Consider the following 15,146-nt stretch of genomic DNA (forward strand, 5'->3'; position numbering starts at 1 on the left):
CGCCCAGCGTGCTCCGGCCGGCGCAGCCAAATCACGGCATACGCTCAGCGCAAGGCCCCGCTGGTAGGCGTTTGCATTACGCTTTTGGCGGTCGGCTTCCCCAGTGACACTGGCCGTTTCGACGGGCGTGAACGTATTTGACTTCCATTGCGCTGGCGGGACCGGCACAGGGCGACCGTTCTCGATAATCCGGATGGAACTGGGCTCTTCCCAGATCGTGTAGGCCGCAAATGGCTCGATCGTGTCCACATGCTGCACAAGACCACAAATAACCCGTCCGCCGTTTCGAACGTCACGAGCAGTGTGCTCGAGGATGACTGCGGAAGGTCGCTTTTCGAAGACTGTCTGAAGGATGGCCTCGTCCGATGGTCGGGGCGGACGAGCGGTCTCCGTAGCCGAAGCCTGGCTAGCCATGATCACGATAGACATCGCCGCCAGAAACATAGGCTTATCCCACCTTCACCCGCGTCGCCGCCTCGGGCAGGTCCTCGCCGAAGGCGCGCTGGTAGAATTCGGCGATGGTCGGGCGTTCCAGTTCGTCGCACTTGTTCAGGAAGGTCAGGCGGAAGCTGAGGCCCAGGTCGTCGTTGAAGATCTGGGCGTTCTGGGCCCAGGTGATGACGGTGCGGGGCGACATGACGGTCGAGATGTCGCCGTTCATGAAGGCGTTGCGCGTCATATCGGCGACGCGGACCATGGCGGCGATCCGACGGCGGCCCTCGGCGTCCTTCCACTCGGGCACCTTGGCGGCGACGATCTCGGCCTCCACGTCGTGATCGAGGTAGTTGAGCGTGGTGACGATGTTCCAGCGGTCCAGCTGGGCCTGATTGATCTGCTGTGCGCCGTGATACAGGCCCGTGGTGTCGCCCAGGCCGATGGTGTTGGTCGTGGCGAACAGGCGGAAATAGCGGTTCGGGCGGATAACGCGGTTCTGGTCCAGCAAGGTCAGGCGACCCTGGGCCTCCAGCACGCGCTGAATCACGAACATCACGTCAGGCCGGCCGGCGTCATATTCGTCGAAGACCAAGGCGATGGGGCGTTGCAGCGACCAGGGCAGGATTCCCTCGCGGAACTCGGTGATCTGCTTGCCGTCCTTCAGGACGATGGCGTCCTTGCCGATCAGGTCGATCCGGCTGACGTGGCTGTCCAGGTTCACCCGCACCAGCGGCCAGTTCAGGCGGGCGGCGACCTGTTCGATGTGGGTCGACTTGCCGGTGCCGTGATAGCCCTGGACCATGACGCGGCGGTCGAAGGCGAAGCCGGCGCAGATGGCGATCGTCGTCTGGGGATCGAAGCGATAGGCCTCGTCGATCTCGGGCACATGGCTGTCGCGCTCGTCGAAGGCGGGCACGGTCATGTCGCTGTCCACGCCGAAGGCTTCGCGCAGGGTCACGCGACGATGCGGTTCGAGCGTCAGCAGGGGATCGGGGGAGGCGTCGAGCGGGGAGGTCATGGACCTCATCTAGAGGCGCCGCGCGCGAGGCTCAACACGCGCGCGGCCCTTGGCGTCGGTTATTTCGTGCTCAGGCGAACATCGACGTTGTTGCGGGTGGCGTTGGAGTAGGGGCAGACTTGGTGCGCCTTCTCGATCAGGTCGTCGATGACGGGCTGCTCTAGGCCGTGGTCGGTCACGGTCAGGTCGACATCCAGGTTGAAGCCATCACCCTTGGTGTTCTTGCCGAAGCCGACGCCGGCGGTGACCTTGGTGTCGGGGCTGACGGGCGTGCCGGCCTTGCCGCTGACCAGACGCAGCGCGCCGAGGTAGCAAGCGGCGTATCCGGTAGCGAAGAGCTGCTCCGGGTTGGTGCCGTCGCCGCCCTTGCCGCCCATCTCGGTCGGCGTCGACAGTTTGACGTCGATCTTGCCGTCGTCGGTGGCCGAACGGCCGTCCTCACGGCCTCCGCCCGATGCCGTCGATTGGGCGCGATACAGAACTTCCATGGCAGGCTCCTTGGGTTGGGATGCTTGAGATGGGAGCTTAACGGCGGACGGGAAGGGGGCGTTGCATCGCGGCTCTAGCCATCGACCGGCGACGCGGGCTAAAGCACCCTTTCGAGGCGCGTCGTCGGAGTACGCAGTGAAGATTGCCGAACGCTGGTTCGTGTGGGCGGGCATGGTTCTGCTGGGCGGCATCGCCCTGGCGGGGTTGGTCGTCGCCGTCTATGCGGCGTGGTTGTTCCACGACCTGCCCGATGCGTCGGAGCTGGCAGACTATCGTCCGCCGACCGCGACGCGCGTCTATGCCGGCGACGGCACCCTGATCGGCGAGTTTTCGGACGAGCGCCGAATCTATGTCTCCTACGACCAGATTCCCCAGCCGGTGATTCACGCCTTTCTGGCGGCCGAAGATCGCAACTTCTTCCAGCATGGCGGCATCGACGTGGGCGGCATCGGCCGCGCGTCGCTGAAGAACGTCTTCAACCTGGCGTCGGGACGCCGGCTGGAAGGCGGCTCGACCATCACTCAGCAGGTGGCCAAGAATGTCCTGCTGACCAACGAATCCAGCCTGAACCGCAAGCTGAAGGAAGCCATCCTGGCCAATCGCCTGGAGGCGACCCTGTCCAAGGAACAGATCCTCGAACTGTATCTGAACGAGATTTTCCTGGGCTATCGCTCGTTCGGCATCGCGTCGGCGGCCTACAACTATTTCGGCAAATCGCTGGCGCAGCTGACGCCCGACGAAGCCGCCTTCCTGGCGTCCCTGCCCAAGGGGCCGAACAACTATCACCCCAAGCGTCACCCCGGGGCGGCCAAGGGCCGTCGTGACTGGGTGCTGGGCGAGATGGAGCAGAGCGGCTGGCTGACGCCTGAGCAGTTGGTCGAGGCGCGCGCCAAGCCTCTGGTCACGCGCGATGCGCCGCAACGGTCGGATTACAAGGACGCCGACTTCTTCGTCGAGGAGGCGCGCCGCCAGGCCGCAGCCAATCCCCAGTTCGGCGAGCAGCTGCGCGCCGGCGGCTTCTATATGCGCACGACCCTGGACCCCACGCTGCAGACGGCGGCGCGCCGGGCTCTGATGCAAGGCCTCGAGAATTACGACCGTCGTCATGGCTGGCGCGGCGGGTGGGGCACGACCGACTTCGCCGACGGCTGGCAGGCGGTCGCGCTGAAGGAACAGGCGCCGCCCGAGCGCCGCAGCTGGCAGGCTGCGGCCATCGAAAGCGTCAGCGGCAACACCGTGCGCATCCGCACGGCCCGCGACGACAAGTCCGGCACGCTGCTGGCGTCGGACGCCGCCTGGGCCAATGCCAATCGTCAGCTGAAGCGCGGCGAACTGATCTTCGTGGAGCCGCAGGGCGGTCAATTCGCCCTGAAGCAGGTGCCGCGCGTCAACGGGGCGCTGGTCGCCATCGAGCCGCAGTCGGGCCGTGTGCTGGCGATGGTCGGCGGCTATTCCTATGCGCTTTCCAGCTTCAATCGGGCGACCCAGGCGCGGCGCCAACCGGGTTCGGCGTTCAAACCGTTCGTCTATGCGACGGCGCTGGAGGGCGACTTCACCCCGGCCTCGATCGTGCTGGATGCGCCGATCAGCTTCGCCGGAGGGCCGAACGGCCAGCGCTGGACGCCCGAGAACTACAGCCGCCAATACTATGGCCCTCAGACGCTGCGGCGCGGGCTGGAGCTGTCGCGCAACGTCATGACGGTGCGGTTGGCCCAGTCGGTCGGCATGAAGAAGATCGTCGATCAGTCGGCCAAGATGGGTCTGCCGGGCATGACGCCGAACCTGTCGGTGTCGCTGGGCGCCGGTGAGGTCACGCCGCTTGAGATCACGGCCGCCTATTCCGCCTTCGCCAACGGCGGGCGGCGGGTAACGCCCTATCTGATCGACTATGTTCAGGACCGCGACGGCGAGACCATCTTCCGCGCCGACAACCGCAGCTGCCGCGAATGCGGACGGGGCTTCTCCGGTCAGGAGTCGCCGCGGCTGCAGCAGCGCGGCACCCAGGTCATCGACCCGATCACCGCCTATCAGATGAGCTCCATGCTGGAAGGCGTGGTTCAGCGCGGCACCGCCGCCAGCGCGCGCGGCCTGGGTCCGTGGGTCGCGGGCAAGACCGGCACGACCAACGAATATCGCTCGGCCTGGTTCGTGGGCTTCACCACCGACATCGTGGTCGGCGTCTTCATCGGCTTTGACGACAACCGCTCGCTGGGATCCGGTGAAGCCGGCGCCTCGGCCGCTGTGCCGGTCTTCACGGAGTTCATGCAGACGGCGTTGAAAGAAAGGCCGGCTCGCCCGTTCGTGCGGCCCAAGAACGCCATCTTCCGCACCGTCAACGGCATCGAGGAAGCCTTCCGCCCCGGCACCGAGCGTCAGGCTCCGCCGCCGCGCCCGACCGGCCCGGCTCAGCCTGTCGGACCGCAGAACTACTATGAGGTGATCCGCCGCGAGCAAGAGGCCGCCAGTGGCGCGCCCGCCTCGTCGCCCGCGCCCACCGCGCCGCCGCCGCCCAAGAAGGCGCCGGCCGAGGACTTGAGCGGATTGTACTGAGGCTCTAGGTAGGCCTTTCGAACGGCGCGTCCTCGTGGCGCGCCGTTTTCCATAAATCCTGCCCTATCGCGCGGCCTGTGGGCCGCGCTACCTGAGGGCGTTGTGTCGCGGAGATTGCGATGAGACCGGATGTCGAGGCCATGAAGGCCGACATCGAGCAGAGCGTCGCTCTGCTCAGGAGGCGTCTTTGACTGGGATGTCGCTCTGAGAAAGCTCGATGAGCTGAACGCGCGGGTCGAGGATCCGACACTGTGGGACAAGCCCGACGAGGCCCAGGCCGTCAGCCGCGAACGCTCGCAGCTGGAAGGCAAGATCAACACCGTCAAGGCGATGGAGCAGGACCTCGAAGACGGGGTGATGCTGGCCGAGATGGCGGACGAGGAAGGCGACGAGGGCGCGCTGGAAGACGCTCGCGCGTCGCTGCGTGGCATCAAGGAACGCGCCGCCCGCGCCGAGCTGGAGGCCTTGCTGTCCGGCGAGGCCGACGGCAATGACGCCTATCTGGAAGTGAACTCCGGCGCCGGCGGCACCGAGTCGAACGACTGGGCCGGCATGCTGCTGCGCATGTACTCCCGCTGGGCCAAGGCGCACGGCTACGAGGTCACGATCGAGGCGCACGAAGAGGGCGAGCAGGCGGGGGTCAAGTCGGCCACCATCCTGATCGAAGGGCCCAACGCCTATGGCTGGCTGAAGTCGGAATCGGGCGTGCACCGCCTGGTCCGCATCAGCCCCTATGACGCGGCGGCCAAGCGCCACACCAGCTTCGCCTCCATCGGGGTGTCGCCGGTCGTGGACGACGCGATCGAGATCGACATCAACCCCTCGGACGTGCGCACCGACACCTATCGCGCCTCGGGCGCCGGCGGTCAGCACATCAACAAGACCGACTCGGCCGTGCGCCTGACGCACACCCCGACCAACACCGTCGTGGCCTGCCAGGCCGGCCGGTCGCAGCACCAGAACCGCGAGATGGCGTGGAAGATGCTGCGCGCGCGCCTGTACGAGCTGGAACTGCAGAAGCGTGAGGCGGCGGCTCAGGCGCTGGCCGACGCCAAGACGGACATCGGGTGGGGCCACCAGATCCGCTCCTATGTCCTGCAGCCCTATCAGATGGTGAAGGACCTGCGGACCGAGGTTGAGACCTCGGACACCCAAGGCGTGCTAGACGGCGACCTCGACGCCTTCATGGGTGCGGCCCTGGCCCAGCGGGTCGGCGAGACCCGCGGATCGAGCGTGGACTGACGGAAAAGGGCGGCTCCGACGAGCCGCCCTTTTTGTTTTGGGCTTCCGGCCTTGCGGCCGACTTGAGCCCGTTCGAATTCGACGCGGTCAAGCGGCGGTCTTGTCCGCCTTGTCAGCCTTCGGCGCGGGGGCTTCCAGCATGGCGGCGCCCGGGGTGTCGCGCTTGGCCTGATTGCAGCGGCCCTGGAACCAGGCGCCCTGGTCGATGGCGAGCTGTTCTTGCGTGATGTCGCCCTCGACGCGGGCGGTGGCGTGCAGCTTGACCTGTTTGGCGACGATGGCGCCGGAGACGCGGCCGCGCACGTCAAGCACGTCGGCATGGACCGTGCCCTCGACCGAGCCGCCTTCGCCGATCACGACGCGCGAGACGCGGACGTCGCCCTTCAGCGAGCCGTCGACTTGAAGCTCGCCGGCGCCGGAGATGTTGCCTTCGTATTTCACGCCGGCCGAGAGTGTCGACAGGTTGCTGGACCGGGCCGCTGGACGGGCCGGTTCAGGCGCGCGCGGCGCAGGCGTTGTCGCGGGCAGGGACGGCGTGCTCGCTGCCGTCGGCGTGGGCGTGGTCGGTTCGGGCGCCGGGGGGATGCCCAGGCCGTTCGATCCGCTGTCGTAGGATTTGCTCTTGGTGAACATGGTGCGCTCCGCATCTGCCAGCCAAGGCCGGCCAAGCCCCTATTAGCCCCGACGCCCACTAGGCCGTGGAGGAGGGGCCAAGGTCAAGCATCGCTTCCGAACGGCGCTCGCCGATCACAGGGCCCTGGCGGCCTCCAGCACGGCGGCGGCGTGGTCGGCGACCTTCACATTGCGCCAGGCCTTGGCGACCCGGCCGTCGGCGTCGATCAGGAAGGTGGCCCGCTCGATGCCCATATACTCGCGGCCATAGAGCTTCTTCTGCACCCAGACGCCCCAGGCCTCGCAGGCTGCGCCGTCCTCGTCGGAGGCGAGGGTGACGGCGAGATCGTATTTGGCCTTGAACTTGTCGTGCTTCTTCACCGTGTCCTTCGACACGCCGATCACCGGCACGCCCAGAGCGGCGAAGTCGGGCGCCAGGGCGGTGAAGTCCTGGGCCTCGCGCGTGCAGCCGGTCGTGTCGTCTTTGGGGTAGAAATAGACGACGGTAGGCTTGCCTTGCAGGGCGGCGAGGGTGACGCGGCCGCCGCCGTCCGTGGGTAGGTCGAGGGCGGGCGCGGGCTGACCTTCAGTGGCGGACATCAGACGGGCCTCACCAGAACGATCTTTTTCTTGCCCGCCGCCAGTTTGATGACGCCGGCCTTGAGGTCGGCCTCGGTCAGCAGCTGGGCGCCGTCGGACACTGCGGCATCGTTTAAACGCAGGCCGCCGCCTTGGGCCAGGCGACGGGCCTCGCCGTTGGAGGCCGTCAGGCCAGCCTTCGTCACGACAGCGGCGATCATGGCGCCGTAGACCTCGGCCGACGGCAGTTCGACGGTCGGCAGGTCAGCGGACAGCTGGCCCTTTTCGAAGTTGCTTTCGGCGGCGGCGCGCGCCTTTGCGGCCTCGTCCGCGCCATGCAGGAGCGTGGTCGCGGCGTCGGCGAGGGCCTTCTTGGCGGTGTTGATGGCCGCGCCTTCCAAGTCTTCGTATTCCGCAATCTGTTCCAGGCTCAGGTCCGTGAACAGGCGCATGAAGCGGCCGACGTCGGCGTCCTCGGCGTTACGCCAGAACTGCCAGTAGTCGTAGGGGCTGAGTTGTTCGGGGTTTAGCCAGATGGCACCCTGAGCGGTCTTGCCCATCTTGCCGCCCGATGCCGTGGTCAGCAGCGGCGTGGTCAGGCCAAAGGCGGCCTTCTGATCCACGCGGCGCACCAGATCCACGCCCGAAGTGATGTTGCCCCACTGGTCCGAGCCGCCCATTTGCAGGGTGACCTTGTGGCTGCGATTGAGCTCCAGGAAGTCCACCGACTGCATCAGCATGTAGTTGAACTCAAGGAAGGTCATGGGCTGCTCACGCTCCAGACGCAGCTTGACCGAGTCGAAGGCCAGCATCCGGTTGACGGTGAAGTGGGTGCCGAAATCCCTCAGGAACTGGATGTAGCCGTAGCCGGACAGCCAGTCGTCATTGTTGACCATGACCGCATCGGTCGGTCCGTCGCCGAACGTCAGGAACTTGGCGAAGACCGTCTTGATGGTGTCGATGTTGGACTGGATCGTCTCTTCGGTCAGTTGCGGACGCGACGTATCCTTGCCGGTGGGGTCGCCGACCTTGGTCGTGCCGCCGCCCATCAGGACGATGGGCTTGCCGCCCGCCTGCTGAAGCCGGCGCAACATCATGATCTGGATCAGGCTGCCGACGTGCAGTGACGGCGCAGTGGCGTCGAAGCCGATATAGCCCGGCACCACGCCCGCAGCGGCCGCCTCGTCCAATTCGACGGGGTGGGTGATCTGATGGATGTAGCCGCGCGCCTGAAGCGTGCGCAGGAAGTCGGATTTGAAGGCGTGTTCGGTCATGGTGAGGCTGGGTTAGCAGGGATGACGAGGGTCGTCTTCCCCTAGTCGAGGCGGCGCCGGCTGTTCAGACGGTGCGGATGAAAAACACCGTCTGAAGTGTCTAATTCGTCTAATCTCGGTCGGCGAAAAATCGCACTGCACCGCGAAAACGCGTGCAAAATGCAAGATGGTGCAATTTCAGGTGGAGCGGCTTTGGGCATGGCGCGACCATTGTAACGCCGTTTCAGGCCGCGATGGGTACGACGACGCTGCTGCGCCTCATGCCGCTGTAAATGCAGCCGATATTCCGCGCAGATGCGATGCCTGACGACGTACCGCCGAGCTGTCGGCCTTCAGGGAATCACCCGGTTGAGGACCAGCGCAAAGAGAGCGGCAACTACGGTCCATGTCAGGAACACGGAAGACGGCTCAGAAGATGTGCCGCTGACGACCAAGCACGGCGTGAGCAGACCTACAACGAGGTGGAGGCGATCGTTTAAAAATTTGCGCTTCTCAGGGAAGGTCATCTGCGGACCGTAGGGGGAGCGCTTAGGCATGCTGCAATGCTTTCACACCGGTCAGAAGCAAGCAAGGGATGAGGCGTCGGGCAAGTCGGTCGGGCGATGGTTTTCGACGCTGTTTGCAAAGCGAAACGCATTTGCACAATCGGTCCCAGGTGGAGGAAGTTGGAGGCCGGCTCTTGATCTAGTGCGTGGACTTGCGAAGCAGCTTTCGCTCGACCAGCCACCAGGTGGCGTTCGCCAGAGACGCCCCGATGGCGCCGCAAAGCGCCACCGTCAGCATGTGCGGCAAAGGCGGGGGCGCGGCCTCGCTCAAGAGCAACAGCGCAAAGGTGTAGGCCAATGTCAGCGCAAAAAGGGCGAGGAACCTCATCTCCAGATTGTAGATGCGCCGCCTCGGTTGATGCAATCGACGAGTTGGCCGGCCTGCGATACGAAGGCGCCATGCGCCTGCCTCTGATCCCGCATCCGACATCCAACTCTGCGGGACTGACTCTGGACGTCGAGGCGCGGCGAGCCGGGCGGGTGTTGAGCCTGGAGTATGTGCTGGCCGGACCGGTGGAGGGGGTGTGGCGGCCGGAGACGGCGGCGCGGGTGCGGACGGATGGGCTGTGGCGGGCGACCTGTTTCGAGGCGTTCGTGCGGACGGTGGGCGGCTACGTCGAATACAATCTGTCGCCGTCGGGGGCGTGGGCGGCCTATCGGTTCGACGGCTATCGCGAGGGGATGCGGGAGCTGGAGATGCCCGCGCCCTTCATCGTGACGCGGTCGGCGCCCGGACAAATCGTGCTGACGGCGGACGTGACCTTGCCGGAAGATGCGGTCGGGGCGACGGGGTTGGCGGCGGTGATCCGGGGCGTGGACGGGGCCATCGGCTATTGGGCGCTGGCGCATCCATCGGATAAGCCGGACTTTCATCATCCCGACTCGTTCGCGCTGGACCTGACATGAACTTCGGCCTCGACCGCCTTTTGTCCGACGATGCCCTGAGGGCGCAGCTGAAGGGGCGACGCGTGGCCTTGCTGGCGCATCCGGCGTCGGTGACGAAGGATCTGACCCATGCGGTCGACGCCCTGGCCGCCTGTCCCGAGATCCGGCTGACCGCCGCCTTTGGCCCGCAGCACGGGATGAAGGGCGATCTGCAGGACAATATGATGGAGAGCCCGGACTATCGCGATCCGGTGCACGGCTTTCCCGTCTTCAGCCTGTACGGCGAGGTGCGGCGTCCGCGCGACGAATGGATGGCCGAGTTCGACGTGCTGCTGGTTGATCTGCAGGACCTGGGCTGCCGCATCTACACCTATGTGACGACCCTTCTGTACGTGCTGGAGGCGGCGGCGAAACACGGCAAGTCGGTCTGGGTGCTGGACCGGCCCAATCCGGCGGGACGGCCGGTCGAGGGGATGACGCTGAAACCCGGCTGGGAAAGCTTCGTCGGGGCCGGGCCGATGCCGATGCGGCACGGGATGACGATGGGCGAATTGGGCCTGTGGTTCATCGACCAGTTCAAGCTGGATGTGGATTATCGGGTGATGGAGATGCAGGGCTGGGCGCCCGAGGCGGCGCCCGGCTTCGGCTGGCCGCTTCTGGACCGGTCGTGGGTCAACCCCAGCCCGAATGCGCCGAACCTGTCGATGGCACGCGCCTATGCTGGCACGGTGATGCTGGAAGGGGCGACGCTGTCGGAAGGGCGGGGGACGACACGGCCGCTGGAGCTGTTCGGAGCGCCGGACATCGATGCCCGGGCGGTGATCGCGGAAATGCACGCCTTTGCCCCGGAATGGCTGGGCGGCTGCGTCTTGCGCGACATGTGGTTCGAGCCGACCTTCCATAAGCACGTCGGAAAGCTGTGCAGCGGGGTGCAGATCCATGTCGATCACCCCGGCTATAACCACGCCGCCTTCAAGCCGTGGCGGGTTCAGTCCCTGGGCTTCAAGGCGATCCGGCGGCTGTATCCCGATTACGATCTGTGGCGAGATTTTCCGTATGAATATGCGTTCGGCAAACTGCCCATCGACGTGATCAACGGCGGGCCGGGCCTGCGGGAATGGGTGGACGACTCAGGCGCGACGCCTGGCGATCTGGACGCGGCGACGACGCCGGACGAGGCGGCGTGGGAAGAGGCGCGTCGGCCGTTCCTGCTCTACTGAGCAGCCATAACCAAAATCTATTGCGCATCTGCAAATAAGTGATTGGGCTTATTTGGTGCGGTGCGGTAGGGAGAGCGCCTCCCAACCACCTTGCATTGGATTTTGCGCATGGCCCTCATCAACACGACCATCAAACCCTTTACGGCCGAAGCCTATAAGGGCGGCAAATTCCTGACGGTCACGGACGCCGACGTCGCGGGCAAGTGGGCGATCTTCTTCTTCTATCCGGCCGACTTTACCTTCGTGTGCCCGACCGAACTGGAAGACCTGGCTGACCACTACGCCGAGTTCCAGAAGCTGGGCGTCGAGATCTATTCGGTGTCGACCGACACCCACTTCTCGCACAAGGCCTGGCACGACTCGTCGCCGGCGATCGGCAAGATCGAATACACGATGCTGGGCGACCCGTCGGGCCTGGTGACCAACAACTTCGACGCCATGCGACCGGGCGTGGGCCTGGCCGACCGCGCGACCTTCCTGGTCGATCCGGACGGCGTGATCCAGTTCACCGAGACGACGTCGGAAGGCATCGGCCGCAACGCCACCGAACTGCTGCGCAAGGTCAAGGCCGCCCAGTATGTGCGTTCGCACCCCGGTGAAGTCTGCCCGGCCAAGTGGGAAGAAGGCGAAGCCACCTTGGCCCCGTCGCTCGACCTCGTCGGCAAGATCTAAGACTGACTACGCCTATCGGGTCCGGCCTTCGGGTCGGACCCACCCGGCCGCCTCCCAAACGCGGGACGCGGACCTTATCGCGCAGGCCTCGCCGGGATCGGCTCGAAGGCGGCGCGTTACCCTGAAATTTGAGGAGCATCCGATGCTAGACGCCAATCTGAAATCCCAGCTCGAAGCCTACCTCAAGAACATCGTCCATCCCGTCGAACTGGTCGCCTCGCTGGGCGCGGGGCCCAAGTCGATCGAGCTGAAGACCCTGCTGGAGGAGATCGTGTCGGTCTCGCACGGCAAGGTGGAGATGGGCCGCGACTATGATGACGAGCGCCAGCCCAGCTTCCTGATCCGTCGCAAGGGCACGGACATCGGCGTGCGGTTCGCGGGCATTCCGCTGGGCCACGAGTTCACCTCGCTGGTGCTGGCCCTGCTGCACGTCGGCGGCCATCCGTCCAAGGCGGCGCAGGAGGTGATCCAGCAGGTCAGGGACCTGGACGGCGACTATGTGTTCGAGACCTACTTCTCGCTGTCGTGCCAGAACTGCCCGGACGTGGTGCAGGCGCTGAACCTGATGAGCGTGATCAATCCGCGCATCAAACACGTCGCCATCGAGGGCGGCCTGTTCAAGGACGAGGTCGAGGAACGCAAGATCATGGCCGTGCCGACGGTCTTCCTGAACGGCGAACTGTTCGGTCAGGGCCGGATGGAGCTGGAGCAGATCGTGGCCAAGCTGGATTCCGGCGCCGAAGCCCGTGCGGCCGAGCGGCTGAAGTCCAAGGATCCGTTCGAGGTTCTGGTGGTCGGTGGTGGGCCGGCCGGGGCGGCGGCCGCCATCTATACGGCGCGCAAGGGCATTCGCACGGGCGTCGTCGCCGAACGCTTCGGCGGTCAGGTGCTGGACACGATGGCGATCGAGAACTTCGTCTCGGTCCCCTACACCGAAGGGCCCAAGCTGGCGGCCCATCTGGAGCAGCATGTCCGCGAGTATGAAGTGGACCTGATGAACCTGCAGAAGGCGGCCAAGCTGATCCCGGCCAAGGTGGCGGGCGGCCTGCACGAGGTGGTGCTGGAGAACGGCGCATCGCTGAAATCGCGGACAGTCATCCTGTCGACCGGGGCGCGCTGGCGCCAGATGAACGTGCCGGGCGAGGACCAGTACAAGAACAAGGGCGTGGCCTATTGCCCGCACTGCGACGGGCCGCTGTTCAAGGGCAAGCGGGTGGCGGTGATCGGCGGCGGCAACTCGGGCGTCGAGGCGGCGATCGACCTGGCGGGCATCGTCGCCCATGTGACGCTGATCGAATACGACAGCGAACTGCGGGCCGATGCGGTGCTGCAGCGAAAGCTGGCGACCCTGCCGAACGTGCGGATCGTGACCTCGGCCCTGACGACCCAGGTACACGGCGACGGCGAGAAGGTGACGGGCCTGTCCTACAAGGACCGCAACTCCGACGCCCATCACGACGTCGATCTGGAAGGCATCTTCGTCCAGATCGGTCTGGTCCCGAACACGGAATGGCTGCACGGCGCGGTGGGCCTGACCCCGCGCGGCGAGATCGAGGTGGATCACCGCGGCGAGACCTCGCAGCCGGGCATCTTTGCGGCCGGCGACGTTACGACCGTGCCCTACAAGCAGATCGTCATCGCCATGGGCGAGGGGTCCAAGGCAGGGCTGTCGGCATTCGACTACATGATCCGTACCGAACCGGCGAAAGAGGCGGTGGCCGAACCGGCGTGACCGCTTAACGGTGAGGGCAGCCGGGCCAGCAACAGGGGCGGCGCTTGCCGTCGGTCAAGCTCGCCCGGCCCCAATCCAGCCGTTTGCGCCGGGTTTCCGACTTCTTGGCGGACTCGATCCAGCAGATCCATTCGTTGCGGGCCAGGGGCGTGATGTCGCGCCAGGTCGCCAGGGCGTCAGGCGCGGCGACCAACGCCGCGCGCAGGTCGTCCGGCAAGTCGTGAACCACGCCGCCGGTGATGTCGGTCGCATCGGCCATGCCCATTTGTCGCAGCGACAGGTCTGGTCCGCAACGGCGCGTTAGAACCGCCGTGCGAGACCGACTCCGAACTCCACATCCGGGCTGTCGTCGTTCAGGCCGAAGTTGAGACCGAAATCCAGTTGGGCGTCGGGCAGGAACGGGGGCGACCAGACGGCGGTCAGGTCGAAGGTGGACTGGGTGGTCGCTTCCACCGGATCATCGTCGCGGCTAACCCAAAGCTCGGCACTCAGATCCCAGCGGCCGAAGCCGCGGCCGACGCCGGCGACCATCGTGTAGGCGGCGTGGCGGCCGTCCCCGTCCGCGTCCGAGACCCAATCGACTTCGGGTGACAAAGCCAGGCTCCAGTCGTCGTTCAGCGGGATGGAGACCGGCAGGATGACGCCGCCCTCGAAACCGTCGGCGCGAATGCCGCGCGCACCGGTCGGCGCGGTGATGAAGCCGGAAATCGCGACGGACAGGCCCGAGCCATCCGGGTTTTTCAGAGAATGGCGCAGGCCGAGACTGAGATCGCCGACGCCTTCGTTCACATCACGATCGCCGGTCGCGCGGTCGAGAATGCGTTCGTGGTTCCAGGTCGTGAGCCCGACTTGAAGCTCAGTCAGGCCGGTCAGGCCATAGCGCACGAACAGGTCACCGGCGTCCCAGGTGTCGTTCCGTGTCGTGCCGTCCGTCTGACGCGCGCCGTCGAACAGGCCGAGTTCGACCTGCCAGCGGCCTTTGTCGAGGATGCAGGTCGGGGTGCCCTTGCCGGGGCGATCGGCGCAGAAATCGCGCTCTTGCGCGGGAGTCGACTGAGCCGCAACGGCCGTGGGCAAGGCCAGGGAGGCGATCAAGGCGATCAGAAGGGGCGGACGCATGGCGGATCTCGTAGCGATGTCTCGCCCGATCATGCCGCCCGCGCCTTAATCAGCCGTGACGCCAAGCCGGATACTAGGCCGGCTTTTCTTCCAGACGCTTGTCCAGATAGGCGCCGACGCGGGTTTCGACCGCGCTCATGTGGTCCTGCCAGAAGTGGCTGGCGCCCTCTTCCAGTTCGTAGTCGATGATGATGCCCTTTTGGGTGCGCAGCTTGTTGACCACGCGCTCGACCTCGACCGGCGGGACGATGGTGTCGGCCGTGCCGTGCAGGAACAGGCCGGACGCAGGGCAGGGCGCCAGGAAGCTGAAGTCATACATGTTCGACGGCGGCGAGACGGAGATGAAGCCGTCCGTCTCGGGGCGACGCATCAGAAGCTGCATGCCGATGTAGGCGCCGAATTGATAGCCGGCGACCCAGGTCTGGCTGGCGCCGGGGTTGTTGGCCTGAAGCCAGTCGAGGGCCGTAGCGGCGTCCGCCAGTTCGCCGATGCCCGAATCGAACTCGCCCTGCGACTTGCCGACGCCGCGCGAGTTGTAGCGCAGGGTCGCAAAGCCGCGCTGCTGGAACAGTTGGTGCAGGGTGACCGCGACCGGGTTGTTCATATGTCCGCCCGCCTTCGGATGCGGATGCAGGATCAGCGCGATCGGGGCGTTCGGGCGCTTGCCCGGGGAATAGCGGCCTTCGATGCGACCGGAGGCGCCGGGCAGGATGACTTCAGGCATAGGGGCTCTGGAATCCGTTCAACTGTCATTTCGCGAGTGCGTAATACTTG

General features: G+C 65.8%; 15 protein-coding genes. 6 read left to right on the top strand and 9 right to left on the bottom strand.

The annotated features are described in order from the left end of the window. Window positions 1-448 precede the first annotated feature (448 nt). Together cobS and ASF31_RS03995 are read right to left on the bottom strand one after the other, a co-directional pair. Window positions 449-1,453 carry a cobaltochelatase subunit CobS gene (gene cobS, locus ASF31_RS03990; RefSeq protein ID WP_055753459.1) on the bottom strand — a complete coding sequence of 335 codons (1,005 nt, stop codon included), beginning with the start codon at window positions 1,451-1,453 and terminating at the stop codon, window positions 449-451. A gap of 59 nt (window positions 1,454-1,512) precedes the next feature. Then, window positions 1,513-1,941: an organic hydroperoxide resistance protein gene (locus ASF31_RS03995; RefSeq protein ID WP_055753460.1), complete on the bottom strand. Its 429-nt coding sequence runs from the start codon at window positions 1,939-1,941 to the stop codon at window positions 1,513-1,515. Between the two features lie 136 nt (window positions 1,942-2,077). Between ASF31_RS03995 and ASF31_RS04000 the strand changes: the two genes are divergently transcribed. Both ASF31_RS04000 and prfB read left to right on the top strand, forming a co-directional pair. Then, a complete protein-coding gene (locus ASF31_RS04000; RefSeq protein ID WP_055753461.1) occupies window positions 2,078-4,492 on the top strand; it encodes a penicillin-binding protein 1A in 2,415 nt (804 codons plus the stop codon). 119 nt (window positions 4,493-4,611) lie between these two features. Next, a protein-coding gene (gene prfB / locus ASF31_RS04005; RefSeq protein WP_099052186.1) for a peptide chain release factor 2 occupies window positions 4,612-5,734 on the top strand; the annotation gives its coding sequence in 2 pieces (ribosomal slippage) (window positions 4,612-4,680 and window positions 4,682-5,734; 1,122 coding nt in all). 87 nt (window positions 5,735-5,821) lie between these two features. Here prfB and ASF31_RS04010 read toward each other — a convergent pair. The 4 genes from ASF31_RS04010 to ASF31_RS04030 form a co-directional block, all read right to left on the bottom strand. Next, window positions 5,822-6,367 (bottom strand): polymer-forming cytoskeletal protein, encoded by a 546-nt coding sequence (locus ASF31_RS04010; RefSeq protein ID WP_082465003.1) that lies wholly within the window; start codon window positions 6,365-6,367, stop codon window positions 5,822-5,824. A gap of 114 nt (window positions 6,368-6,481) precedes the next feature. Then, window positions 6,482-6,946 (bottom strand): peroxiredoxin, encoded by a 465-nt coding sequence (locus tag ASF31_RS04015; RefSeq protein WP_055753462.1) that lies wholly within the window; start codon window positions 6,944-6,946, stop codon window positions 6,482-6,484. Continuing rightward, window positions 6,946-8,199, bottom strand: a complete 1,254-nt coding sequence (gene tyrS, locus ASF31_RS04020; protein ID WP_055753463.1) for a tyrosine--tRNA ligase — start codon at window positions 8,197-8,199, stop codon at window positions 6,946-6,948. Before tyrS ends, ASF31_RS04015 begins: the two co-directional genes overlap by 1 nt. Window positions 8,200-8,883: 684 nt before the next feature. Next, window positions 8,884-9,072 carry a hypothetical protein gene (locus ASF31_RS04030; RefSeq protein ID WP_055753465.1) on the bottom strand — a complete coding sequence of 63 codons (189 nt, stop codon included), beginning with the start codon at window positions 9,070-9,072 and terminating at the stop codon, window positions 8,884-8,886. 71 nt (window positions 9,073-9,143) lie between these two features. On the opposite strand from ASF31_RS04030, the gene ASF31_RS04035 reads away from it, so the two are divergent. The 4 genes from ASF31_RS04035 (at window position 9,144) to ahpF (ending at window position 13,253) form a co-directional block, all read left to right on the top strand. Continuing rightward, entirely contained in the window at window positions 9,144-9,650 is a 507-nt protein-coding gene (locus ASF31_RS04035) for a DOMON-like domain-containing protein (protein ID WP_055753813.1), read from the top strand. Beyond that, the gene (locus ASF31_RS04040; protein ID WP_055753466.1) at window positions 9,647-10,849 is read left to right on the top strand and encodes an exo-beta-N-acetylmuramidase NamZ domain-containing protein; all 1,203 of its coding nucleotides are present in this window, start codon (window positions 9,647-9,649) and stop codon (window positions 10,847-10,849) included. The genes ASF31_RS04035 and ASF31_RS04040 overlap by 4 nt, the downstream gene beginning before the upstream one ends. A 108-nt stretch (window positions 10,850-10,957) precedes the next feature. Then, on the top strand, window positions 10,958-11,521 hold the full coding sequence (gene ahpC / locus ASF31_RS04045) for an alkyl hydroperoxide reductase subunit C (RefSeq protein ID WP_055753467.1): 564 nt from the start codon (window positions 10,958-10,960) through the stop codon (window positions 11,519-11,521). Between the two features lie 142 nt (window positions 11,522-11,663). Then, window positions 11,664-13,253 (top strand): alkyl hydroperoxide reductase subunit F, encoded by a 1,590-nt coding sequence (gene ahpF / locus ASF31_RS04050; protein ID WP_055753468.1) that lies wholly within the window; start codon window positions 11,664-11,666, stop codon window positions 13,251-13,253. A 4-nt stretch (window positions 13,254-13,257) separates the two neighbouring features. On the opposite strand, the gene ASF31_RS04055 is transcribed toward ahpF, so the two are convergent. The 3 genes from ASF31_RS04055 to ASF31_RS04065 all read right to left on the bottom strand — a co-directional run bounded on the left by ASF31_RS04055 (window position 13,258) and on the right by ASF31_RS04065 (window position 15,096). Next, window positions 13,258-13,512 (bottom strand): YdeI/OmpD-associated family protein, encoded by a 255-nt coding sequence (locus ASF31_RS04055; RefSeq protein ID WP_055753469.1) that lies wholly within the window; start codon window positions 13,510-13,512, stop codon window positions 13,258-13,260. Between the two features lie 41 nt (window positions 13,513-13,553). Beyond that, a complete protein-coding gene (locus ASF31_RS04060) occupies window positions 13,554-14,372 on the bottom strand; it encodes a transporter (RefSeq protein ID WP_055753470.1) in 819 nt (272 codons plus the stop codon). A gap of 73 nt (window positions 14,373-14,445) precedes the next feature. Next, window positions 14,446-15,096: an alpha/beta hydrolase gene (locus ASF31_RS04065; RefSeq protein ID WP_017504016.1), complete on the bottom strand. Its 651-nt coding sequence runs from the start codon at window positions 15,094-15,096 to the stop codon at window positions 14,446-14,448. Between the last annotated feature and the right edge of the window lie 50 nt (window positions 15,097-15,146).

Source organism: Brevundimonas sp. Leaf280, assembly GCF_001422455.1.
Classification (GTDB): domain Bacteria; phylum Pseudomonadota; class Alphaproteobacteria; order Caulobacterales; family Caulobacteraceae; genus Brevundimonas.

What these genes read in the sequence shown, in the direction of transcription:
- cobS (WP_055753459.1), bottom strand. Translation starts at nt 1,453, where the DNA reads ATGACCTCCCCGCTCGACGCCTCCCCCGATCCCCTGCTGACGCTCGAA.
- ASF31_RS03995 (WP_055753460.1), bottom strand. Translation starts at nt 1,941, where the DNA reads ATGGAAGTTCTGTATCGCGCCCAATCGACGGCATCGGGCGGAGGCCGT.
- ASF31_RS04010 (WP_082465003.1), bottom strand. Translation starts at nt 6,367, where the DNA reads ATGTTCACCAAGAGCAAATCCTACGACAGCGGATCGAACGGCCTGGGC.
- ASF31_RS04015 (WP_055753462.1), bottom strand. Translation starts at nt 6,946, where the DNA reads ATGTCCGCCACTGAAGGTCAGCCCGCGCCCGCCCTCGACCTACCCACG.
- tyrS (WP_055753463.1), bottom strand. Translation starts at nt 8,199, where the DNA reads ATGACCGAACACGCCTTCAAATCCGACTTCCTGCGCACGCTTCAGGCG.
- ASF31_RS04030 (WP_055753465.1), bottom strand. Translation starts at nt 9,072, where the DNA reads ATGAGGTTCCTCGCCCTTTTTGCGCTGACATTGGCCTACACCTTTGCG.
- ASF31_RS04035 (WP_055753813.1), top strand. Translation starts at nt 9,144, where the DNA reads ATGCGCCTGCCTCTGATCCCGCATCCGACATCCAACTCTGCGGGACTG.
- ASF31_RS04040 (WP_055753466.1), top strand. Translation starts at nt 9,647, where the DNA reads ATGAACTTCGGCCTCGACCGCCTTTTGTCCGACGATGCCCTGAGGGCG.
- ahpC (WP_055753467.1), top strand. Translation starts at nt 10,958, where the DNA reads ATGGCCCTCATCAACACGACCATCAAACCCTTTACGGCCGAAGCCTAT.
- ahpF (WP_055753468.1), top strand. Translation starts at nt 11,664, where the DNA reads ATGCTAGACGCCAATCTGAAATCCCAGCTCGAAGCCTACCTCAAGAAC.
- ASF31_RS04055 (WP_055753469.1), bottom strand. Translation starts at nt 13,512, where the DNA reads ATGGCCGATGCGACCGACATCACCGGCGGCGTGGTTCACGACTTGCCG.
- ASF31_RS04060 (WP_055753470.1), bottom strand. Translation starts at nt 14,372, where the DNA reads ATGCGTCCGCCCCTTCTGATCGCCTTGATCGCCTCCCTGGCCTTGCCC.
- ASF31_RS04065 (WP_017504016.1), bottom strand. Translation starts at nt 15,096, where the DNA reads ATGCCTGAAGTCATCCTGCCCGGCGCCTCCGGTCGCATCGAAGGCCGC.